Annotated in this window: 16 protein-coding genes and 6 pseudogenes; 3 read left to right on the forward strand and 19 right to left on the reverse strand. The window is 37.9% G+C overall.

Going from position 1 to position 23,861, the window contains the following annotated elements; genetic code table 11:
• Positions 1-60 precede the first annotated feature (60 nt).
• Entirely contained in the window at positions 61-3,081 is a 3,021-nt protein-coding gene (locus P4S71_RS00185; RefSeq protein WP_337149802.1) for an immune inhibitor A domain-containing protein, read from the reverse strand.
• A gap of 488 nt (positions 3,082-3,569) precedes the next feature.
• Here P4S71_RS00185 and P4S71_RS00190 point away from each other — a divergent pair, with 488 nt between their 5' ends.
• Positions 3,570-5,294 carry an acetolactate synthase 3 large subunit gene (locus P4S71_RS00190; protein ID WP_337149803.1) on the forward strand — a complete coding sequence of 575 codons (1,725 nt, stop codon included), beginning with the start codon at positions 3,570-3,572 and terminating at the stop codon, positions 5,292-5,294.
• On the forward strand, positions 5,294-5,791 hold the full coding sequence (gene ilvN / locus P4S71_RS00195) for an acetolactate synthase small subunit (protein ID WP_007376319.1): 498 nt from the start codon (positions 5,294-5,296) through the stop codon (positions 5,789-5,791). The genes P4S71_RS00190 and ilvN overlap by 1 nt, the downstream gene beginning before the upstream one ends.
• Positions 5,792-5,882: 91 nt before the next feature.
• Here the strand turns inward: ilvN and P4S71_RS00200 are convergent, their stop codons facing one another.
• The 15 genes and pseudogenes from P4S71_RS00200 to P4S71_RS00270 form a co-directional block, all read right to left on the reverse strand.
• The gene (locus P4S71_RS00200) at positions 5,883-6,158 is read right to left on the reverse strand and encodes an HU family DNA-binding protein (RefSeq protein ID WP_002962474.1); all 276 of its coding nucleotides are present in this window, start codon (positions 6,156-6,158) and stop codon (positions 5,883-5,885) included.
• Between the two features lie 206 nt (positions 6,159-6,364).
• Positions 6,365-6,904: a DUF3833 domain-containing protein gene (locus tag P4S71_RS00205; protein WP_096794590.1), complete on the reverse strand. Its 540-nt coding sequence runs from the start codon at positions 6,902-6,904 to the stop codon at positions 6,365-6,367.
• 1 nt (position 6,905) lies between these two features.
• A pseudogene (locus tag P4S71_RS00210) lies at positions 6,906-7,393 on the reverse strand (chalcone isomerase family protein).
• A gap of 54 nt (positions 7,394-7,447) precedes the next feature.
• Positions 7,448-7,948: a DUF2878 domain-containing protein gene (locus tag P4S71_RS00215; protein ID WP_337149804.1), complete on the reverse strand. Its 501-nt coding sequence runs from the start codon at positions 7,946-7,948 to the stop codon at positions 7,448-7,450.
• Positions 7,926-9,186, reverse strand: a pseudogene (locus P4S71_RS00220) (class I SAM-dependent methyltransferase). The gene P4S71_RS00215 and the pseudogene P4S71_RS00220 overlap by 23 nt, the downstream one beginning before the upstream one ends.
• Before the next feature lie 39 nt (positions 9,187-9,225).
• Positions 9,226-9,961, reverse strand: a pseudogene (locus P4S71_RS00225) (DUF1365 domain-containing protein).
• Positions 9,954-11,210 carry an NAD(P)/FAD-dependent oxidoreductase gene (locus P4S71_RS00230; RefSeq protein ID WP_337149805.1) on the reverse strand — a complete coding sequence of 419 codons (1,257 nt, stop codon included), beginning with the start codon at positions 11,208-11,210 and terminating at the stop codon, positions 9,954-9,956. Before P4S71_RS00230 ends, P4S71_RS00225 begins: the two are co-directional and overlap by 8 nt.
• Positions 11,207-11,917, reverse strand: a complete 711-nt coding sequence (locus P4S71_RS00235; protein WP_337149806.1) for an SDR family NAD(P)-dependent oxidoreductase — start codon at positions 11,915-11,917, stop codon at positions 11,207-11,209. Before P4S71_RS00235 ends, P4S71_RS00230 begins: the two co-directional genes overlap by 4 nt.
• Positions 11,918-11,919: 2 nt before the next feature.
• Complete coding sequence (locus P4S71_RS00240; protein ID WP_007376327.1) at positions 11,920-12,348, reverse strand: nuclear transport factor 2 family protein; 429 nt, start codon at positions 12,346-12,348, stop codon at positions 11,920-11,922.
• A 1-nt stretch (position 12,349) separates the two neighbouring features.
• Positions 12,350-13,743: pseudogene (phrB, locus tag P4S71_RS00245) on the reverse strand (deoxyribodipyrimidine photo-lyase).
• Positions 13,743-14,696: a YbgA family protein gene (locus P4S71_RS00250; RefSeq protein ID WP_096794581.1), complete on the reverse strand. Its 954-nt coding sequence runs from the start codon at positions 14,694-14,696 to the stop codon at positions 13,743-13,745. The pseudogene phrB and the gene P4S71_RS00250 overlap by 1 nt, the downstream one beginning before the upstream one ends.
• Before the next feature lie 8 nt (positions 14,697-14,704).
• Positions 14,705-15,385: a ChrR family anti-sigma-E factor gene (locus tag P4S71_RS00255; protein WP_007376330.1), complete on the reverse strand. Its 681-nt coding sequence runs from the start codon at positions 15,383-15,385 to the stop codon at positions 14,705-14,707.
• Positions 15,378-16,001: a sigma-70 family RNA polymerase sigma factor gene (locus P4S71_RS00260; protein WP_002962457.1), complete on the reverse strand. Its 624-nt coding sequence runs from the start codon at positions 15,999-16,001 to the stop codon at positions 15,378-15,380. The genes P4S71_RS00255 and P4S71_RS00260 overlap by 8 nt, the downstream gene beginning before the upstream one ends.
• Before the next feature lie 68 nt (positions 16,002-16,069).
• A complete protein-coding gene (locus P4S71_RS00265) occupies positions 16,070-16,648 on the reverse strand; it encodes an LON peptidase substrate-binding domain-containing protein (RefSeq protein WP_337149807.1) in 579 nt (192 codons plus the stop codon).
• 235 nt (positions 16,649-16,883) lie between these two features.
• Entirely contained in the window at positions 16,884-17,156 is a 273-nt protein-coding gene (locus P4S71_RS00270) for a hypothetical protein (protein WP_337149808.1), read from the reverse strand.
• 301 nt (positions 17,157-17,457) lie between these two features.
• Between P4S71_RS00270 and P4S71_RS00275 the strand changes: the two are divergent.
• A pseudogene (locus tag P4S71_RS00275) lies at positions 17,458-19,148 on the forward strand (alkaline phosphatase D family protein).
• Positions 19,149-19,202: 54 nt separating this feature from the next.
• On the opposite strand, the pseudogene P4S71_RS00280 reads toward P4S71_RS00275, so the two are convergent.
• The 3 genes and pseudogenes from P4S71_RS00280 to P4S71_RS00290 form a co-directional block, all read right to left on the reverse strand.
• Positions 19,203-20,680, reverse strand: a pseudogene (locus tag P4S71_RS00280) (cellulase family glycosylhydrolase).
• A 323-nt stretch (positions 20,681-21,003) separates the two neighbouring features.
• Positions 21,004-21,357: a hypothetical protein gene (locus P4S71_RS00285; protein ID WP_096794578.1), complete on the reverse strand. Its 354-nt coding sequence runs from the start codon at positions 21,355-21,357 to the stop codon at positions 21,004-21,006.
• 93 nt (positions 21,358-21,450) lie between these two features.
• Complete coding sequence (locus tag P4S71_RS00290; RefSeq protein WP_337149810.1) at positions 21,451-23,802, reverse strand: TonB-dependent receptor; 2,352 nt, start codon at positions 23,800-23,802, stop codon at positions 21,451-21,453.
• Between the last annotated feature and the right edge of the window lie 59 nt (positions 23,803-23,861).

Raw genomic sequence — 23,861 nt, forward strand, 5'->3', positions numbered from 1 at the left:
TTGTTATTAATTTAAAAAGCCCGCTAATTTAGCGGGCTTTTTTATGTTTGCTAACTACGTTTATACTAACCTAGTGTATTTATGCAAGTTAGTATTAAACCTAAATAAGCCCAAAAGTAGTAATCCTAATAAACCTGAAAGTGATCCGCCACTTGACCCCGAACTACTTTGTTGTTTTTGCACAGTAGCAGATAACTCTTTAGTAAAAGTATCATTGGTTTGAGTATCAGTAACATTCAACGTTACGTTATATGTCCCGTCAGTTTGATAAGTATGTATTGGGTTTTGTAAATTTGATAACGCACTGCCATCACCAAAATCCCAACTGTAAGTATAACTATTAAAGCCGCCGGTTACTTGGGCATTAAATTGTGCGCTTAAATCACTAACGGTAGCGTTTGCGTTTATGCTAAGCGGAACAGTTGCAGTTACATCAATCGCTTTAGTTTGCTCCGTGCCTTCGTTATCCGTCACTGTAAGCGTTACTTGGTAATCACCAGAGTATAAATAATTATAAGTAAGCGATTGCGTCGTTAAAGTACTTCCATCCCCTAGCTGCCAATTATAAGTATACGGTGCGACCCCACCTGTAAGCGAAGCCTCAGCTGTTAAAGTTCCTTGGTTTATTTCATATTCAATTTCATTTACAGATAATGGTTCAGCTAGTGTAACTTGAACTACAGCTACTTGATCTGAAGTACCATTACTTGCCATAAACTCAACGTTGTAAGTGCCATAGTCTTGGTATTCATGAGTAGGGGTTAACTCTATGCTTGAGCTACCATCATCAAAATTCCACGTAAATGTATCCGAAGGCGTGAGTGCAAAACCTTCTACATTAAAATTAACGGTTAAACCTGTTTTGGTAAAATTAATACCCTTAGTGACATCGTAATTAAGCTCTACTTCTATGTCTTCACTATCAGCTGACTGATTTATAATATTAAACCCAAAACCAACCTGTGGAAGCATAACACCCGATGGTTTTTGTGCTGAAAAGCTATAATCGTTTTTATCAGTGAACTGGGTGATAGCTGATAAATCATCATCACCTAACCCTGCCCTTTGTTGGTATAGACTAAAAGCAGCATCACGTATTTGAATTGCTGAAGCAGCCGGAGTTTGCGTACTGCCTTTATTTATTGAGCGCTGATCGGCATCTACCACTAATGCAAAACCACTGCCTGGATGCTCGGTAGTGTTATTATCTGCTTGAGATTCATTGCTGTACCACAATAATAACCCCGGTGAGTACTGCTCTGCTTGTAAGCTATTGTCAACGTCTGTGTATGAACGCAATTGTAAATAGTAATGTGATGGTGATGCATATGTGTAATTACCAATTTTTTCAAAGCCATTAAACTCAGTGTTAACTTGATCCTGTGCATTATTTTGCCAAATTAAAGTATCACTTTGCTCAATGCGCATATCATCAACAACAAAACCATAATAATGTGTGTTCGCATCTGTTATGTATTCAATTTTTAAATCAATTGTTTGCCCAGCATAAACTGATAAATCAAACTTATGGGTTAAATAGCCGTTAGGTTGCTTAGCATCACTATTAAGAAATGAATCACCTGAGATATACGGACCAATATCACCGTAGTATGGATTAAGCGCTTGCGTATAATTACTCGCGATTGGCTCGCCATTTACTTTTACTTGAACTAAATCGTAATCGCGCTCAATACTGTAATAAGCAATAAAGCTTAAAGTAAGTGTCTCAGTTATGCTTGGTAGCGCTATTGTATTCGCTAAGCTGTTGCTAATATTGTCGCCCGTATTTGAATAGTATTGAAAATCACCTTCTACTGGAGCCCTAAATTTTTCGAGCCTTGGTGGCAGTGTTATTTTTATTTGATTTTGCAGTTGTGAAGTACTCGCAGTATTAATTAATGTTTGCTGTGAGTTAGCCTCTATCTCATCCATATCAAGCGTAAGCTGGTTAACCCAGTTACCCCGGTATCGTTTTTGTAAATACTCAAGCGCATAAGGACTAAACATAACCGGCTCTGAGCCTCTTGGCGAACCAGCCCAACTTCCTGTCGACATAACTGACCAAGACGCGACGGGCTCACCTACCGTGTTAGATTGCAAGTCGTATTCATCCAATAATCCTAAGTCATGTCCAAACTCATGCACTACCACACCAATCCCTGCATCAATAGGGTTAATGGTATAACCAAAGAGCTTAATATTGCTGCCTGCGATCTCGCTCGGCCCGCTATTTTCATCAAACACATAGTAGCGGTGCGACCAAATAGCATCGGTGCTTAGGTAACCGCCACCTGCTTCCTCACCAATACTTGAATGAAAAATCATTACATGGTCAATGATGCCATTAGGTTCATTAACAATACCGTCGCCATCAATATCATCTAAATCGGTTAAATCATAATCCGCTAAATTAATATTAAACTTTGCAACCGCCTTCTCCACAGCCTCTTTAATTAAAGCGGGTGCATTTATATCCCGTGTACTGCCTTGGCGCTCACCATATATTTTTGCATTGCTATCAGCGGTTACCCAGCCATATACCTGTCCGTTAAAGTTTAAGCTGTTCCCCGAAGCCACTTTATAATAATCAGCAGCCGTTTTTAAGCTTTGTCCATCAGGGCCCGTATAACCTTGAGTATTAAAAAGCATTTGCTGATAGTGCTCAGTTGAATATTCAGCGTAAAACATGTCGGTGTCTTGCTCTACAAGCTGATTGTCGTCATGTTTTAGATCAGGGAAATCAATTAAGATAGCTAACACTTTTACATCATTAACACTTTGATCTGGCACTAGTGACGTTGAAAAAGCAACCTGCTGTTTATTTGTGTTTGAAAAAACGTTAGAGGAGGATTTAAATTGCCTAAAGCCATTTTTAATTGAGTGATTGGCAGCTTCTTTATTACTCATATATGACTTAAATGAACTATCTAACTCACTTGAAGATATTTGGTCTCTTTTTTTAAGCCAATATAAAATACGTTCTTCGTTAGTTATACCAACATCATGCGGACTTATATTATTAGCTGCCACTATTGGGCTTAATAGCGTAGTTAAAAGCGCAATTAACATCACTTTTTTCACTGTGTTTTCCTCAAACATAATTATGTAGTAATCATACCTAATAATAGGAATTTAAACAGGCGATAAAAACATATAGTTAACATATGCAATAAAAGTTAATGGTCTCTCACTATTTTTTTATATCTAAAATCGAACCCACAACCTAAAGTGCATAATTTCTGCTAGTAAACTCAGTTAAACACAGAGTTTCTGCAGATTTAAATTAAAAAAAGCCACAAAACGAATTTAAAATGCAAAAAACCGCTTTCAAGGTTGACATAAAGGCTCAAAACCCTTAAAAATAAACCTATACAGAATTTTTAATTTAAAAGCAGTGTTTTGCTAAGTAGAGTAAAAACTATGAACACACACATTAATCTTTTAGTCGTACTCGTACTGGTCTTAGTTATAAGCCTAGCGGGGATGTATTAAAAGGTGATACTGCTTTTAAAAACCCTCGCACTACGCGGGGGTTTTTTTATGCATAAAAAGCGCACAGAGGAATGAGGATGAGCAAACAAGAATATAATGGTTCTGAACTAGTTGTTCAGGCATTAAAAGATTTAAAGGTTAAATACATATTTGGCTACCCCGGTGGTTCAGTATTAGATTTATACGATGCACTTTTTCAACAAGATGATATTGAACACATACTCGTGCGTCACGAGCAAGCTGCTACGCATATGGCCGACGGCTATGCACGAGCAACTGGTGACGTGGGTGTTGTGCTTGCAACCTCAGGCCCTGGCGCTACAAACTGTATTACAGGTATTGCAACGGCCTACATGGATTCAATTCCTATGGTTGTATTATCAGGCCAAGTACCTACAAATTTAATTGGTGACGATGCATTCCAAGAAACTGATATTGTTGGCTGTTCTCGCCCTATAGTTAAACACAGCTTTAATTGTAGAAGTGCTAAAGACATCCCTGCAATACTCGCTAAAGCCTTTTATATAGCCAGTACAGGTCGTCCAGGCCCAGTTGTAGTTGAACTCCCTAAAGACATGCTAAACCCTGCGATTAAGTTTGAATACGAATTTCCTCAAACAACAGAACTTAGAACCTACAGTCCTAATACTAAAGGTCACTCTAAGCAAATTCGAAAAGCTGTTACTGCCATTTTAGAAGCTAAAAAGCTTGTTATTTATTCGGGTGGCGGCATTGTTATTTCAAACACGTCAGAGCAATTAACACACTTAGTTGAATCGTTAAATGCGCCAATTACAAACACACTAATGGGATTGGGTGGTATTTCAGGTGTGCACCCTAACTTTGTCGGTATGTTAGGCATGCACGGTACACTAGAAGCAAACAAAGCAATGGCTAACGCCGATGTTATTTTGGCATTAGGTGCCCGATTTGATGACAGGGTAACTAATAATGTTCAAAAGTTTTGCCCTAATGCCACAATTGTACATGTAGATGTAGACCCAACCTCTATTTCTAAAACAATCAAAGCGCATATTCCCGTTGTGGGTTGCTTAGCAACGGTGCTGGAGCAACTACAAGCAGGTATCGATAAAAGCCCAATTAAAATCGACCGCAGCGCACAAGAAGATTGGTGGCGTCAAATTATCAGCTGGCGCGAACAAAAATGTTTAAGCTACAACACTGATAGCGAAAAAATTAAACCACAAGCCGTTATAGAAGCTGTTTATAAAGCCACTAATGGCGATGCTTACGTAAGTTCTGACGTTGGTCAGCACCAAATGTTTGCAGCGCAATACTACCCATTTAAACATCCTCGTCAGTGGATAAATTCAGGCGGCCTAGGCACTATGGGCTTTGGTTTACCTGCTGCAATGGGTGTAAAGCTAGCCTTTCCGGATAAAGAATCTGTATGTATTACAGGTGATGGCTCTATTCAAATGAATATCCAAGAACTATCTACCTGTTTACAGTACAACCTTGCGGTAAAAGTTGTATCACTTAATAACCGCTCTTTAGGTATGGTACGTCAATGGCAAGATATGGTTTACGGCGGACGCCATTCATCATCTTACATGGATTCCCTCCCTGATTTTGTTAAGTTAGTTGAAAGCTACGGACATGTAGGTATTCAAGTAAATACGCTTGATGAACTACAACCTGCAATTGACAGGGCGATGAGCATAAACGACCGCTTAGTCTTTTTAGATATTCTTGTCGACGAAAAAGAGCATGTATATCCAATGCAAATTAAATTAGGTGGCATTGATGAGATGTGGTTACGTAAAGGAGTAAAAGCATAATGCGTCGTATTTTATCTATATTATTAGAAAATGAACCCGGTGCTCTATCACGTATTGTTGGGCTTTTTTCACAACGTGCATACAATATTGATAGCCTGACTGTAGGTACAACTGATGATCAATCATTATCGCGTATCACTATTACCACCATGGGTGATGACCGTGTTGTTGAGCAAATAACAAAGCAAGTTAATAAACTTGTTGATGTATTAAAGATTATAGATTTAACCGAGATGAGTCACATCGAACGCGAGCTTTTATTAGTTAAAGTATTCGCGCAAGATGAATCAACCCGTGCTGCAGTAACCCGTGTGGTCGATGTTTTCCAAGGCGCTATTTTAGATATGGGACGTCAAAGTTACAGCCTACAACTTGTTAGTAGCACAGATAAGATAGAATCATTTTTAGATACGTTGCGACATGAAACTGACATTATTGAAGTTGTGCGCTCAGGTGCTGTAGGCATAGGAAGAGGCGATAAAGCCTTAAAAGCATAACTTACCTATAATTAAGCCATTGAAATTTGGCTTTTTAATAGATAAAAAAAAGGGCTAATTAGCCCTTTTTTTATTTAATTTGTTAAACCTATTAAGGGTTTACTTGGTCTTTAAGACCTTTACCTGCTTTAAAGCTTGGGATAGTTGCTGCTGCGATTTGGATCTCAGCACCCGTTTGTGGGTTACGGCCAGTGCGAGCTGCACGTTCTTTTACTGAGAAAGTACCAAAACCAACTAACGCTACTGAATCACCTTCTTTTAAAGAAGAAGTTACAGCACCGGTAAACGCGTCAAGAGCACGAGTAGCGGCAGCTTTAGAGATTTCTGCATCAGTAGCAATTTTTTCAACTAATTGAGCTTTATTCATTGTTAGATTCCTATTCGTTATTATTTTGCCTTCGCAAATCCTATCTTTATGCATTTTTAAACAGTTAGCAACAGCAAATTGCATTTTTTGTTTAAAATCTTCAAAAACACATAAAATTTAAATAATTCTCGGTAAAATACAGCATGTTGAGTTAACAACAACTTAATTTAAGTACAATTTTGGTGCAACTTAGGCAACATAATAAACTATATTTTTTCGATAACTAAGGTCACTTCCCCGACCTCGACACCAAACTTAACAATAGATGTGCGGTTTATCAAGCGCGTTTGTGTAACCAAGTACATCCAATCGTCAAAATTAACGTTTAAAGTGCTGTCATCATATGCAAGTTCAACATTATAGTTCCAATGAAATACACTGCCATTACTTTTCCCTTTAGCTACACCAATAACATCATCAGCAGTGCCCGTTAGGCTGTTATCGTTATTAAGCGTTACTTTCCAAATACGTTTTTGTGTTTCACCATCATCGTAAACAAAATCTTCCTCAATAACGCCCTGGTTACCATCCCACGTTGCATTCATATCAACAACCAGCTTGCGGGTCAATTCGCCCTTAAAGTCTTGTACAACGCCATAGGCTTTTAAATTTCCACTAAAAAATGTTTTAAAGTCGAAATTTGGCGATGTGTTTTTATAATGTTCAACATTTGGCGCTGAACAGCTAATTAAAAGTAGAGCTGATGAGCAGATCAATGCTGTTTTTAACGTGTTTAATATATTCATATTAATTCCCTAATAGTTGCTTTCGTAGTTTTGGCTCAGAGGTTTTTTCATCAAGCCAAATAGCTAAAAAGTCACTCGAAAATTGAGGTTCATCAATTTCACCCATTTTTTCATCATTATGATAAAAAGTGCTCATACCTTGCTCATTTGTCACTAATGTTAGTGAGTCACCCTTTTTTATATCAGGCCAAATAGACAATAATTTACTGTCATATTTATCAGCTAGCTCTTTTTTCCAAGATGTTCCCACTGCTCATTTGTTGCTTTAACTATTTCTTTAGCTTCAAAGTCGCGTAAATAGGTAAGCTTAAACTTAATAGGATGTGTTCCTGCGCTGTAATTACCTGAAGGGGTAAATAGCACAGCGTCATATACATCCCAAAATAAATACTCCATTCGTGCTTCGCCTACTTTATTGAATTGTGTGTTAGCTAAAACAATTGAAGTTGTAAGCAAATAAAAAGTAACTGCCTTTAGTAAAGATTTCAAAATAAGCTTCCTTTGAGTCAATGGGTAATGTTACGAAATAGAAATTATGGAAGATCAGCGATTGATAAATAACTTGATTTTTTGGTTTATAAAAAGAATAACAGTAAACACTGTAGACCAAAGCGCCCCGTAAACGAGCCAGAATTGCCATAAAGGGAACCCTAAACTTATTACTTCAAAGCGTGCTCCAGCCCAATAACTTGCTGGCGCAAAAGCCATGCATACTAAAAAGGCCTGCCAAAGTTTTAACCTACCTAAAAAGATCATTGAGGTGTTTAAAGAAAGTAATAATGCAACCCATAAAAAGGCGAGCCATAGAGGAAAGGGATAAACTTTAAATTCTAACAAGCCTAACTTTACCGCTATAAACTCTAACAACATTGCTAAAGGTAGGGCTTTAATTAGTAGTAAGGTGTCTTGTTTTTTCTGCTTTGACAAACAAAACATTAAAACAATAATTAATCCGCTAAAAAATAGCGAATCAGCCTCAAGCAGCAATGATAAAAACCACACTGCTTGAAATAAAACAAAATTAATAACCGAGCGCAATATCATCGTTATCGCTCATAAACCTCGGTTTACGTGCCATTAAATGCACTGTGCTTGTAGCTCTAGCTCTAAACGCACCTTCGCAATAAGCAAAGTAAAATAACCACAAGCGATAAAAGCGTTCATCAAATTTTGAACGGTCCAAATCTGGCCAGCTTTTTATAAAACGGGTTCGCCAATCAGCTAATGTTCGTGCGTAGTGAGCGCCAATATCATTAACAGTATGAATTACCATGTCGGTATTATTTTTAATCTGCTCACTCATTTCGTTAAGTGATGGCAAACATCCGCCCGGAAAAATATACTGTTGGATAAAGTCAGAATTTTTTAAGTAGTGCTTATAACGCTGATCGCCAATAGTTATAGCTTGAATGAGCATTGCGCCATCGTCTTTTAAGAGCTCACCACACTGAGTGAAGAAGCTAGGTAAATAGTCATGACCAACCGCTTCTATCATTTCAATAGAAACAAGCTTGTCGTATTTACCTTTTAGTAATCTGTAATCGAGCTTGAGTAATGTTATTTTATTCTCAAGACCAAGCTCAACAATCTTGTTAGCTACATAATCATGTTGCTCATCAGATATGGTTGTTGTAGTTACATGGCAATCGTAATGTGTGGCTGCATATATAGCAAAAGCCCCCACCCTGTACCAATTTCAATTACTGAATCATTTTTTTGAAGCTCAACTTGCTCGCAAATGCGTTTAAGCTTGTATTGCTGCGCCTCTTCAAGTGTTGCTTCTTTAGTAGGATATACAGCACTTGAGTAAAGCATTTCTTTACTTAAAAATGATTCGTACAAATCATTACCTAAGTCGTAATGAGCAACAATGTTCTTTTTAGAGCCTGATTCAGAATTTTTATTTTTTATGTGATTAAATCGGTGTGCGATATTACTAAAAAATGCGAATTTTTTTCAAACTCATCGAGTTGCTTTTCGTTTATAGCAAATATTTCTATAAATGAAGTTAAGTTGTCACAAGACCAGTGACCCAAAATATACGCTTCACCAGCGCCAACGCTCCCAGATAATGCAAACGCTTTATACATAGCTTTATCATTAACTGTAACAGTTGCTTTTAGTTCTGAAGATGAATCCCCAAAAATAGTTCTTTCGTTTCCCTCAATCAAAACTATTTGACCAGTTTTAATTGACGAAAAGGCTTTAGTTACTAATTTTTTATATATGTTAGTTAACCAACTAGTGCTTTGTTCACAATTTAAGCTCGACACTTTATCCATTAAAATACCTATTTATTGTTCTAACTATCTGTATATGTTTTATGGCCTACCTGAGTGACCTAAAAAAGGCACTCGCTTTATAAATAACTTTAGCGCTTGATGGTAAATACCTTTAAATATCGACCACGTCATGGCCGGAAAACGTTTTAGTAACTTACTGACTTCTTGATTAGTAAGCTCTGCACGTTTCAAACGAAGTGTTGCATCAAATAATAATACTTCATCTCGTTTATTTTCAATATGTATCAATGTTTTATCAGGCGACTGTCGAATATGCCAATGATAGTTCATATCTAAATTCATAAAAGGTGATACGGAAAAAACCTTCTTAAAGTTCACTTTTTTTCTAAGGAGACTAAATAGTAATGGCGTTCATTCCACGGTGTATTACTTACTTCAGCAATCATATACGTAAAGCTATTATCGCTATTACCAAAAAGTAAAAATTAACAGGGCTAAAATAAACCCCTAAACAGCGTAGTTGCCCAAGCATATAAACATGAGTAAATGTTTCCTTTATACCTAATGAAGAAAGTTGCTTATGAGCACGTTCAATAATGGGAGATTGGTCAGAAGCTGATAAACTTTGAAGGTAATCTGCCTCGTTAAACTTTAAGGCTTTTAAGCCTGATGTACCTAAGTTTTTATGTACACCATTTAATTGCTGAGGATTGTTTAGATCGACCCACATCATATACAAAGGATAGCTAAAACGATGTTCTTTAACAGCAAAACGGCGATGTTTTACATCGCCTAAATAAACTGCACTAGTCAAATTCGACCCCAAGCTGTTTAGCCACATCTACACCACTGTGTACACCATCTTCATGGAAGCCATTGTACCAATAAGCACCACAAAAATAACTATTATTGTTCCCATCAATACTGTGTTTTAATTTTTGAGCAGCAATAGATTCTTGGTTAAATACAGGGTGATGATAGGTAAACTCGCGCAAAATTTTACTTTGGCTTATTCCTTCAAGATGATTAAGCGTTACACAAAACTGTGTATCCGATTGTATACCTTGCAAAATATTCATTTGGTAAGTAACAACAGCTGCTTTATCAGTGTTGTTATTAAGTAGGTAGTTCCAGCTTGCCCATGCCGCTTTTCTATCTGGTAAAAGGTTTGTATCGGTGTGCAGCACCACTGAGTTTTCAGTGTAAGCTATTGCCCCCAATACTGACTTTTCTTGCTCCGTAGCATCACCAAGTAGTGCAAGCGCCTGATCTGAATGACAAGCAAATATTACTTTATCAAATTTACTTTGCTCACCATTGGCAAACTCTATTGTTACTTCATCATTTTGACGCGTAACAGATTTAATATTTGTATTGAGGTTAATTTTGTCGGCAAAGCCTCTGATCAGCGGCTTAATGTACTGACGAGAGCCTCCTAGTACTACATACCACTGTGGTCTATTGGTTACATCTAAAAGCCCATGATTAAAGAAAAACTTAACAAAAAACTCAACGCCTACGTTTTCCATTTCTTTAATACTGGTAGACCAAATAGCCGCGCCCATAGGAAGAATATAATGGTATTTAAAAAAGTCGTTAAACTGGTTATCGTTAAGCAATTGTCCTAATGATTGTTCAGATTGATAGTCACCTTTTTCATGCATTGCTTTGCACAGTTTGTTAAACCTAACAATGTCGTACAATAAACGCCAAAATTTTGGTCTGAAAATATTACGGCGCTGTGCAAACAAACTTGTAAACGTATGGCCATTATATTCAAAACCAGTGGCTTCGTTGTGAACACTAAAGCTCATTTCTGTTTTTTGTTTATTGACACCAATACGCTTTAGCAGTTTTTCAAAGTATGGGTAAGTTCGGTCATTAAACACAATAAAGCCTGTGTCTATTGCGTATTTTATGCCGCTTACATCAACATCAACTGTTGCAGTGTGGCCACCTATGTAATCATTTTTTTCAAAAATGGTTACATCATAATGTTTGTGAAGCAAATGCCCACATGTTAAACCAGATACACCAGTTCCTATTATTGCTATTTTTTTCAACGGGCTAATCCTTTTGCGATTCTAAGCCAAAGTGGGAGTGGTAAAATACGTAATGCTTTTAATATAAGTGTAAAACGATAAGGGAAATGAACGTCTTTGCGGCGTATTTGAATACCCTTAATCATGTAGTCAGCGGCTTTTTCAGCGGTAACGGCCATAGGCATCGGGAAATCATTTTTACTAGTGAGCGGGGTTTTTACAAAACCTGGATGAACTAAAGTCACATCAACATCATTTAAATCAACAGCTAAGCTTTTTGCTAAGTAACTTACACCCGCTTTTGATGCACCATAAGCTTCTGAACGAGGTAGCGCAAGATAAGTAACACTTGAGCTAACTAAAACAAGCTGGCCGCCTGGATTTATTTTAGGAAGTAACGCCTCAAGGCAATACCCCATAGAAAGTAAATTGACGTTTATTACACGCGCAAATAATGCACTATCAAAATTTCGCGCATCATCTATATATTCACAGTTACCGGCGTTTAAGATAACTCGATCAAAATGAGGAAAGCCAATAGTAGACTCTTTTATATCTTGCAGGTTAGTTGCATCAAATTTACAAGCTTGAATATTGTCGTATTTAGCAAGCTCGGCGAGCTTTTCACTATTACGTCCGCAAGCTATAACAGTGTCTCCTAGCTGCGCATATTTAATTGCTAGCTGCTCGCCAATACCTGATGTAGCACCCGTTATAAGTGTGATCATAATTAACCTGTCCTTTTATCAATTAGCTTTATAACGCTACCAAGTAAAGGAATGTGTTTGTATAACAACTCGCCCACATTAAAGTAGTCTCTGTGCTTGATAATTTTGCCATCTTTAAAAATAAGCTTGCTATGACCTTCTACCGAAATAGTTTTACCTGATGAGAGCTTTGGATGTGCATAATGCATAGTCCAATAAATAAAAGCATTGTTACCGCTATTAAACGAATCACTAATATCAAACTGACAATGCTTAACATTGCTGTATAAGTTAGCAAAGTACCTGCGCAATTCTACAATGCCATTAATTTCATGCATCGGGTCTATAAACTGTATGTTGTCACAGTAAATATCACTCAATAAATCAAGATTAGTGCTATCAAGCTGTTGGTATATTTCAACAAATTTATCTACTGGTAACTGGTTATCCATATCACACCTTAAATGCAGCAAGTGCACGTTCTCGTGCCGCTTTATGATCAACTATTGCTGGCCAGTAACATTCCTTATCTTTGCCTGTTGCGGCTAAATAAGTGTGTGGAAAATGAATGTGTTTATCTGGCACGTTTTCAAGCTCTGGCAAATACTTACGGATAAACTTGCCCGTTGGATCAAAGCGCTCGCTTTGTCTGATAGGATTAAAAACTCTAAAGTAAGGCTGAGCATCACAGCCCGTACTTGCAGCCCACTGCCAACCACCATTATTTGAGGCTAAATCGCCATCAATTAAGTGCTGCATAAAAAAGCGTTCACCTTCACGCCAGTCTATTAATAAATGCTTAGTTAAAAAGCTTGCAACAACCATTCGTAAACGATTATGCATCCAACCGGTTTGCTTAAGTTGTAGCATTGCTGCATCCACTAACGGGTAACCTGTACGCCCTTCACACCATGCTGTAAATTCATTTTCGCTTTTACGCCACACTACAGCGTTATACTTTTCGTTAAAGTTATCACCGCGCGAAAGCTTCGGAAATTCAGCAATTAAATGCCTGTAAAATTCGCGCCAAACAAGCTCGTTAATCCACGTAAACGTTTTACTTTTTGATGTAGTTAAAATATCAGGATAACGCTGCTGAATATTAATAAGCAGTTGCTTTGTGCTTACAATACCTAGTGCTAAATACGGGCTTAAACCCGATGTGCCTTTTACACTGGGAATATCACGCTGGTCGTCGTAACTTGTAAGTTTGTCGCATATAAAATTATCAACTACGGTAGAGAGTGTTTCGTCGTCAACCAGCCACTTATCTGAGCACCCATCATTTTTTAGTAAATCACTCTCGTCAAATTCAATAGGGTCAGAAGTTAAAGGCCATTGTGGTAAACTAAAGTGTGTATCTTGATACTGCTTTAACCATGCACGTTTAAATGGAGTAAACACTTTATACATTTCATTACTTTGATTTTTAACTGAGCCTGCAGGCGCAATTAAATCACCTTCGTACAAAGTAAAAGTAATTGAACGCTCATCGCATTCATGCAAAATTGCTTTATCGCGGTTTACTTCATTAAGCTCATATTCTGTATTAGCAATTACGTGTTTTACATCGTTTGCTTTACAAAAGTTAATGAGCTCGCGCGTACAATCACAAAAGCTAGGCGCTTCAATAATATGTAAAGTAATACCGTAATCAGCAAGTTGGGATTGAAGATAAGTAACTCGGCGCTTGAGTAAGTCAATCTGAATAGGCGCTGTTTGGTGTTGTTGCCACTGCTTTTCAAACACAAAAAAATGGCGTGTTTAGCGCCATTGTTTAGCGCTTGAATTAACGCTTCGTTAGAAAAAAGGCGCAAATCGCGCCTAAACCAAAATAATGTATCCATTAAATACCAAATCGTAGTTTTAAATCGTGAGGGTATGGGTTAAAAAACACTTGTTTTTCAAGGTACTCATTCGGATGAACTTTCAAATGATGTTTTAACAAGGTAAGTGGTACATACAATGGCACCAATCCTTCGCGGTATTCATCTATCGCATCACGAAGTTCTTGTTTTTCAACCTTCGATAAATCAGTTTTAAAGTAGCCTTGTAAGTGCATTAGCGTGTTGCAATTATTTCTGCGAGAAGCTGGCTTTTTAAGGCCTGTCATCAAACCTAAAATATATTCATCAGCAACTGCATTTATATCGTCACCTACAAACGTTCCAAGCAGGTTACCCAAATCACGATAAGCTTGATAATTGTGAGCCATCAACAAATATTTATACTGAGAGTGAAATTGAGTAAGCTTGTGAACAGTAAGCGGCTCTTGTACTAACTTTTGCCAGTTTTTAAATACGTAAATTCTCATTACAAAGTTTTCACGTAAATGGATATCGTTTAAACGCCCGTTTTCTTCACATGGCAATAATGGGTTGTGCTTCATTATTTGCTCAGCAAAAAAACCAACGCCTTCTGAGGTATTACCCGTGCCTGCTTCATTGTATATTTTAATGCGTTCCATACCGCAACTTGGACTTTTCGCGCAAAATACAAATCCACTCAACTCTTTAGCTTGTTCTGTTGCAACTTTTTTACCATATTCGGTAAGTTGTTGACCTACTTCGCCAGTGCCATCTGGGCGACATACTTTAATAGTATCGCCCACTTTAACTTGGCGAATAGTTGGGCGAGGTATCGGTAAACCAACAGCTACTTCCGGACAAAACCGTGTGTATTCAACGTGTTTACCTAGCTCATCCATACAAAAATTTGATTTTTTATGACCCGTATCAAATCTAACTTTTTCGCCTGCTAAGCAGGCGCTTATACCTATTTTTATTATATCTGTGTGCATATATTCTCTTAGTAAATCAAATTACCTATTGGATTTAGTAACTTGCTGAAGCCCTTATTAAAATGTAGCGCACTACTGACAACTGTAAAGCACAAACACCCGTCTTTCGTTAAAGGTGTATGCTGATGACTACCATCTTGCCATATGAAGTCGCCTGGTACGTAACTACCATCTTCGTCACTAAACTCACCATCTAGGAGTAAAGTAACTTCAAATCCAGTATGCGTATGCTCTGGTATTTCACCACCCGCATCAATGTGTAACAGGCTAGAACGCAGCGCACCATCATCAAGCGAAACTCGAGATCGCGCTAACTTACCAACTTGTGTAAATTTACTATGAGAAATACGCGTTAAAGCACGTGGAAGCTGGTAGTTATGTTCATTTACTTTAATAGAAACAGGCTCTACCTCATAAACTTCGTCGATAGAATCATCAGATGTGATCATATCAAGAACATTCAATTCAAAGTCTTCAAATAACTCAGATTGCTCTGTTTGAACTGTCTCAAATTGGACTGGCTCTTCACTAAATAACGCGTCTGCGTTACTTGCTTCAATTTTAGCGACTTTAGCTTGGCACACAGGGCACATATCTACATGTATAGAAACGGCTAAACTCAGTGATGTAGCAAGTGATGCATCGCAATACTGTGTCAGTAAAGTTTCACTCGGGTGATGTTTAATCATGCTGATCTCCCATTTCATTACGTAATTTTTGCAAGGCCAAACGTAACCGTGATTTTACCGTGCCTACTGGAATGTTAAGTTGATGTGCAAGTTGCTCTTGCGACATATCTTGAAAATAAACGCCTCTTACCACTTCACGTTGAGCGATTGGTAGCTTGTCTAAATAGCGTTTAATTTGCTTGTCTTCTAAATGATCACTGTATTCGTGATGTGTATCTTGTGATTCGTTTAATAACGGCCAAATATCTTCGCTTATGTTTTCTTCTTTGTTACTTTTCATTTTGCGAAGCATATCGAATGAAGCATTACGCATAACGGTATAAACCCACGTAGTCGCTGCACCTTTATCACTGTGATACAAATGTGCTTTACGCCAAACAGACGTTAACGTCTCTTGAACAAGCTCCATTGCTTGAGCTTCAACACCAAACTGCTTAATTCCAAAGCGTTTAATTTTTGGCGCAAAATATTCAAATAAATAGGAAAACGCTTTTTTATCGCGTGATTGCGCAACGTCTATAAGCGCTTGCATGAGCTCTTTACTCGGCGTTTCTGGCATGGCAGTGTACTTACCTGTATTAGGTTCACAACGTGGTGACTGTTGTTGACTTACCATAATAATTTATCCCATTATTGCTTTTGTATTAAGTAATACGGGCAATAATTAATTTAGGATCATAAAATTTAGGCAAATTCGTTATTAATCACAGTATGGAGGAAATTCAGTAAGTTATCAAAGTTCGTTTCAAACGCAAGTTGCTGTTTTTTCTCGATAGAAATAGGTAGGAGCTCAAGCCAACGTGCTGCAACCCAAGGCAACTTGTCAAAATGAGTTTTTTTGTACAGTAAACTAAGTTCCGGATTACTTTCAAAGACGTTTAAAAGCGCATCATGTAATAGGTAATGTTCGCCAATTGAATTGTTAATGTCTTTATACCAATAAGGCGTATTACAAGGCGATATCAGCCCATGTCGCAGTTCGTCTTCGTCTTGGTAAGCATCATTAATTTGCACGTTTTTAGATGCATATACATCAATTAATAATACATCGTTATCGTCTTGGTCAAAATCGATTATATCAACAAGACAACCTTGCGCACTTATATTAAAAGGCGTGTCATGCTCAAATGTACAAAGCACAAACCCTGTATTATTTTTTAATGCGTTTTTAACCATATTTAAATAGCGAGGCTCAAATATGCGTAATCGCGTATAACCTTCAGGTAACATAAAAATGGGTAATGGAAAAATCGCACGTTTCATAAAGTCTACTTATTTCAAACACTCTGCCTTTACTTACGTGCGCTTTTGCTAAGTCGATCAGCTTTGCATGAATCGAATTAATTACCTACTTCACCATTGGTTAAATATTAAACCAGCTCCCCATGCTTTTTAGTACTTGGACTGAGTAATATGCACTTATCATACTGGCTACTGGCGCTAACATTAAAGCAAATAACCCAAATTCACTGCTCATCGTTTTAATCCTTTAAATGGTTTATTTAACGTTTTTAACACTCGCGTCAGTATTTTTAGACGCAGTATTCTCGGTTAAAACAGCCTCATCTAATATTCCAACTAAAACAGTTTTAGCATCAAAATAAAGCGTTTCTTTTAATGACTTTTCAAGTTCGAATGTTGTTTGCTTAACGTAGCTTGTTACACTTTGAGCTAATATATCAGTAACATCTAGGTCCACTTCTGTTGCGTGTACTTGCGCAGAACCTAATACTAATAAACTTGCCATAGCGATTTTAATTGAATATTTCATAATGGTATTCCTTGTTTGTATATTGTTTGATTAGACGAAGTTATATAATCAAGGGTTGTGCCAACATGAAAATAAAATTAAAGCATTGTAATTAAATAGGTTTTTATAAATTTAATTAATTTCAAAAATTCACACTCTATTAATCTAACCACTTAATTTTATTTTTTGACCAATATTTGGTTAATAATTAAGATCTATTTACCCACGTTAATAAAAGTCACAGTAAATACATTTAGCGTTTATAAAAACGTCATATCTAAACGTTAAAGTTCCATTACTATAAATAATTGAAAAGTGCAGTATGTCTATCTTATCTCGTCGTGGTTTTTAAAAACATCAGTAGCCAGTGTATTTACCGTTGCTATTTCCAGCGCTATAACAGGCTGCGCTCAAACACTAGCTGACAGACCATTATCAGCAATTGAGTTTAAGCATGGTGTTGCCAGTGGTGATCCACTCAGTAATGCTTTAATAATTTGGACGCGAGCCACAACCTCTCAACCATCTTCCATTGCGACTGTTTCATGGGAGCTGGCAACTGATCCTGATTTTAAAAATATATTACGCAGCGGTTACGAACAAACAGATAAAAGCCGCGACTTTACTATAAAAATAGACGTGCAAGATCTTGCACCAAATACCGAATACTTTTACCGTTTTATGGGTTTGCAAACACAAAGCCCTATAGGCCGAGCTAAAACACTGCCAATAAGTAATGTTGAACAAATAAAAATGGCTGTTGTGTCGTGCTCAAACTACCCTGCTGGGTACTTTAATGCCTACACTGATGCCGCCAAGCAAAAGGATTTAGATGTAGTACTGCATTTAGGAGATTACATTTACGAATACCCAATGGGTGGATACGCCACTGAAAATGCTGAAAAAATTGGCCGCCAATTAGCCGCCGATAACAGCGGTGAAATTATTACTTTAAGCGACTACCGCAAACGCTATGCAATTTACAGAACAGACAAAGGTCTACAAGCACTTCACGCAGCAGCGCCTTTTATTGCAATATGGGATGACCACGAAGTTGCTAATGATACATACAAAAATGGCGCGGAAAATCACAACACTAACGAAGGTGATTTTTTTAAACGTCGTGCAGCGGCTATTCAAGCTTATTACGAATGGCTGCCAATTAGACCGCCTATGGGCGAACAAAGCCCGCAAATATATCGCACGTTTGATTTTGGTAATTTAATAAGCTTACACATGCTAGATACGCGCGTAATAGCACGCGATAAACAACTCGCTTACAGCGACTATAAAAACCCCGAGACCAAGCAAATGGATATTGCGCGCTTTGTCAGTGATTTAAATAATCCAAAAAGGCAGTTACTAGGTAAAACACAACTAAACTGGCTCACGAGTGCAATAACTGAGTCAAATGCAAAGTGGCAAGTATTAGGGCAGCAAGTACTCATGAGCAAAATGTGGCTGCCTACTGAAATATTCTCGCAATCCGATCGCACTAAAATCCCGATGGTATTAAAAGAGCTTGTTGCAATTAAAAAAACAGTGTTAGCAAATAAAGCGGTAACACCCGAGCAACTCGCACGCGTAAATACTTTAATGCCTTATAATTTAGATGCGTGGGATGGTTACCCAAGCGAGCGCGAAGCATTATACAAAAGCGTTACTGCATTAAATAAAAAGTTAGTCGTGGTTGCAGGTGATACGCACAATGCGTGGCATGGCACATTAAAAAATGCAAAAGGCGAAAGCGTAGGAGTAGAGTTTGCAACACCTGGTGTTACATCCCCGGGTATGGAGCATTATTTAGCGCTTAATACAGCACAAGCAAAGCAGATGGCTGACTCGCTTTCATTGTTAATAAACGACTTAAACTATTGTGACTTATCACACCGTGGCTATATGTTACTGACTATTACTAAAGAGCAAATCACAACCGATTGGCGCTATGTAGATAACATTAACACTTCAAGCTACAGCATTGTTAATCAACATCAAAGTGTTTATAAAGGATAATAAAAAAGAAGGTAAACACATTATTTACCTTCTCGTTTATTTTATTAAACGCGCTTAATTACAACTATAAAGAAGCGTCCACGAAGCATCACTTCCTGGAAGGCTGTTTGTATACCAATTTGCACTGTATGCATTGCCTTGATATTGTATTTTGTCGTCGGTGTTATTGTGTGTAAATGGACCGGCCGAATAATCCTTTTTCACCCAATTAGGGTATGTATTAATACCATTACAATCGGTTGAACTTACAACGCTACATCCATTTGCATCAACATTTGTACCAGCGGGTGTATCTGGGCACTGATCAATATCATCATTCACTCCATCATTATCCGCATCACTTTGTGGTTCAACTACTTCAACAGCACAACCCACATCATTAACGGTTTCCCCTGCAGGTGTATTTGGACATTGATCAACACTATCGCTAATACCATCAGCATCGGCATCAGTTACCGCACAACCAATACGATCAACCACTGTATCGGCAGGAGTATTATCACACTGATCAAGGCTGTCACTTATACCATCGCCATCAGAGTCTAAAGCAACGGTACTGCCACCCCAACCTTGAATGATCTCTTTAACTTTAGTGCCTGAAGCGGTTAATGAATTCCAACTGCCGCCAGGGGTGAATAACGAAGCCCCTTCGTTTTTATCATTAATAGACCAGTTAGCGTGACTAATATTGTTTGTTTTAAAAAATGCCATCCATGCATCTGTTTCATTAGCATTAACACCACCATTGCCATCAGCATTAACTGTCCCCCACTCTGTAGCAAACAATGCAATACCGTTGTCGAGTGCTGTTTGCGCTTTATTTCGATATGATTGTCCGTGCGTGCCAGCATAAAAGTGCAGAGTGTAAGCAATATTGGCGCGATCTATCGGATCTTGTGATGCCACATCAACGTCTTGAGACCATGTTGGTGTACCAACCACAATTAAATTATCAGGATCGATTGCTCTAATTTTATCAATTACAGTTTCGGCGTAAGGCTTAATATCGTTAACCCATGAAATTTGTAACGGCTCGTTATAAATCTCATAAATAACATTATCGTATTGCCCATACTTTGTAGCTACGTCTTCAAAAAATCGAACGGCAGTAGCCTGATCTGTATGTGCTTCATGGCTATGAAAGTCAATAATAACGTACATATCTTCGCTAATAGCAGCATTTACAACAGTATCAAGACGGCTCATATTCCCATCCCAGTCATAATTTAAGCTACCACCAGCACTTGACCCATGGCCTATTGCCGCGCGAATCAATGTTGCATTAAATTCAGACTTAGCACGTGCTACTGTTTCTGCGGTATAAAATTTTTCAGCCCCCACCCCGTGTTACTCCAGAATAAGCTGGTACCTGCAAAGCTCGTATTTTCACCACCAGCAAGAATTTGATTACCGCTAACCGTTAATTTCTCAACAGCGGCATTAGCCATTGTTGAACAACCTAATAATAAAGCTAACGATAAGCTCGTCAGTTTAAAGTTCCTTTTGTTGTGATTAATTAAACTGTTATTCATAATATTTCCTTAAATTGAAGTTATCAGTCGTCATTTCGCTGATGTAATAAAGTAAAACCGCAAAAAAACAATACAAAATAAGTGTCATTTATATTTTACGTAAGTTAAAAGTACCAACTTATTATTAACATTAACTGAACAAAAAATTCACGAAGCACTGCCGTGAATTAGGAAAAGGAGAATAAAAGGCATGTTTAACGAAGTTCGAAGATTTTGTCGGGGATATATTGTTTTTTACACTTTTTTTACATTAGGTAAAAATAAAATGTTTAAGTAGAGTAAATAGGTAGCCATCGATTAAGAAACACCTCCTTGCATACATTTCAGTCAATTATATTGGGCAACACCTTACGTCCTAAACGATAGGCATCTGCAATACTCAATACCCAAATAACAATCATTAAAGGCACATACTTATATTCAGCGAATTGGGCGCAGGCGTCAGAAGGTTGTTGCGCGGCTTTTAAAATGGCCGTAACCGACATAGGGATTTTTCCGTGTACAATTTCATTTGCAGTACACTGTGCAATCGCAAATATATCTTGAAAGGTTAAAATTAAAAGAACAGAAAATACCCCCGCAAAAATAGCGCCTATAAGGTGTTTTTTTAAAGAAAAATGCCCCGCTCCAGGATAAACAATGGCGGTAAGTAAAGCAGCTTTAAGATCTGGTTTCATATTTATCCAATATAGAAATTACACTTTTTAAAGTGGTCACATAAAAAAGCCACTTTGCAGTGGCTCAATTAAAATATCAAGTAGTTAAATGTATTATTGTCCACCAAACCCGAGAGTTAACTCAATACCAACAAAACGAGGTGCCCCTGCAACAAATGTTGGATTGCCAAATCCCCCTCCAGTATTACCTGCATCAACTAAATACTCTTTATCTAATAAGTTACTGGCAAAAATACTAACGGCCCAATCATCACCACTTGCAATTCCTAAGCGCGCACTGACTAATCCAAGCCCTGGTTGGCTAATATCTAAGCCTGATATTGGCGCATTTGCTGGCTCAAAATACACTTCAGAGCGGTAGCTATATATTAAAGAGCTCGTTAAATTAAGTGAGTTTGACAATTCTGTTGAATAAAACAGCCCCGTACTAAACGTCCACTCTGGTTGTAATCTAAATTTATTACCTGCGAGGTTACCGTTATTACTATCATCATCTATTTCAGCATCAAGGTAAGCCGCATTGGCAAATACCTCAAACTCATTATTAATTAACGCCCTTACTTCAGCCTCTGCGCCAACATTAGTGGCAGAGCCCGCATCAGCAGAAAACGCAACGCCTTCATCATCCTGTAACGTAACCTGAAAGTTAGAGTAATCTTGATAAAATACAGCGACAGAGTAATCTAAACGCCCGTCAAGCGCTTTGCCTTTAATACCGGTTTCGTAGTTCCAAATAATTTCCGCTGGAACTTCTGATATAGAGGCTTCAGCATTCCCTTGTTCGTCGTTAGCCGAACTTACTTCAAGTACTTCCGAACGACGCCCTTTTGAAATAGTCGCATACATATTTGTAGTAGGGTTTATTATATAAAGCGCATTAAAACGTGGCAGCCAATCATCATAATCAGCATCGCCATAGAATGTTTCACCATTTGTATCAACCGTAAACAATGGCGCTTGTGTTAAAACACTATTGGGTGCAGCAGAGCTATAACCACTGCGCTTTTCTTCTTTTATATAACGAAGACCCGCTGTTAACTCCAGTGCCTCAGTTGCAGCATAAGTTACATCAGCAAACGCTGAGTACGCTTTGTTTTCACCATAGTTTGTAAACTCTAATGAATATGGCAACTCGTTTATTGCACCACCTGTTAATACTGGCGTTAAAATATTAACGCTACCATCATTATTAATACAAGGAACACCTGTACCCAATACGCCTAAGCAATTTAAGAATATAGACTCCTCTGTACTAAATGGAATACGCTGGCTACCCTCTTCTTCAAAGTAACTCACACCAAAAATACTAGTAAACTTATTCTGCGTATAAACAGCGCGTAATTCTTGGCTAAATTGATCGCCCTCAGCAGCTTCTGCAAATTCTAAAAACCATGCCTGCGTACCATCAGCATCAAACACTTCTAAAGAATCAAAGTTACGCCCTGCGGTAATTGAGGTGATTGTTAAATCGTTACTTACATCCCAATTTACAGTCAAATTTAAATCGTTAACTGTGCGCTCCACACCTAAGTCTTTTTTTCCAAACACAAACTCTGCATACGGACTACCTGGCATTTCAACAAAGCTATATGGACTTGTATCACCACCGGTTGGTGCATAAAGCCCATTTTTAAAAGATGTACCCGAGTCATCATTTTTTTCATACGTATACACCAAATCAATCGTTACATCGTCACTAGGTGTAATACGTAAAGACGGACGATAAGAAAAACGCTCAATAGCATGCATGTCATCTTGCTTAAACCCAGCCGGATTTTGGGAGTTACTATTTCCTGCAATATTTTTTATAAACCCATCACGTTCACGATAAGTAAAAGCAACACGGCCTTGCATTAAATCATTACCACCCGTTACAAAACCACTAACACCTTTGGCCGAGTAATTACCAACGGATACTTTTAATTGCGCCGAAAAATCTTTTTCTGGTTTACGTGTTGCTACACTAATAGCACCTACAGAAGCTGCTGTTCCAAACAGTGTCGCTTGTGGTCCTTTAACAACTTCAATCCCTTCTACATCAAAAAGCTCAAAGTATGAGCCACGAGAGCGTGATACATCTGCTCCGTTATAATAAATAGACACACGAGGGGATGATTGAGACGACCCACTATCAGACGTAATACCACGAATTACAAAGCCTGGGTTGTTAGGGCTTTGCTCTTGAATAACAAGCCCTGGTGTTATTTCAGATAAAGTGTCGAGTTCGCCAATACCTAAGCTTTCTAAAAAGTCGCCATCGTAGGCACTTATTGTTACAGGCACATCTTGTATTGATTGCGCACGCTTTTGAGCAACAACCACTATTTCATCAAGTTCTTTATTTATGGTTTGATCTGCAAAACTATTTGTTGATGTAACGCAAATCATCGCCACAGACAATTTAGTAAGTTTAAGAAAAGGCCGTGTTGTTAATTTATTTTTCATGTTTTTCACTGTTCGTCCGGTTAATTGTTTTTAGGAATTACCGGTAATCTAACGAACTA

This window comes from Pseudoalteromonas sp. B62 (genome assembly GCF_037162565.1).
GTDB classification, from domain to species: Bacteria; Pseudomonadota; Gammaproteobacteria; order Enterobacterales; family Alteromonadaceae; genus Pseudoalteromonas; species Pseudoalteromonas fuliginea.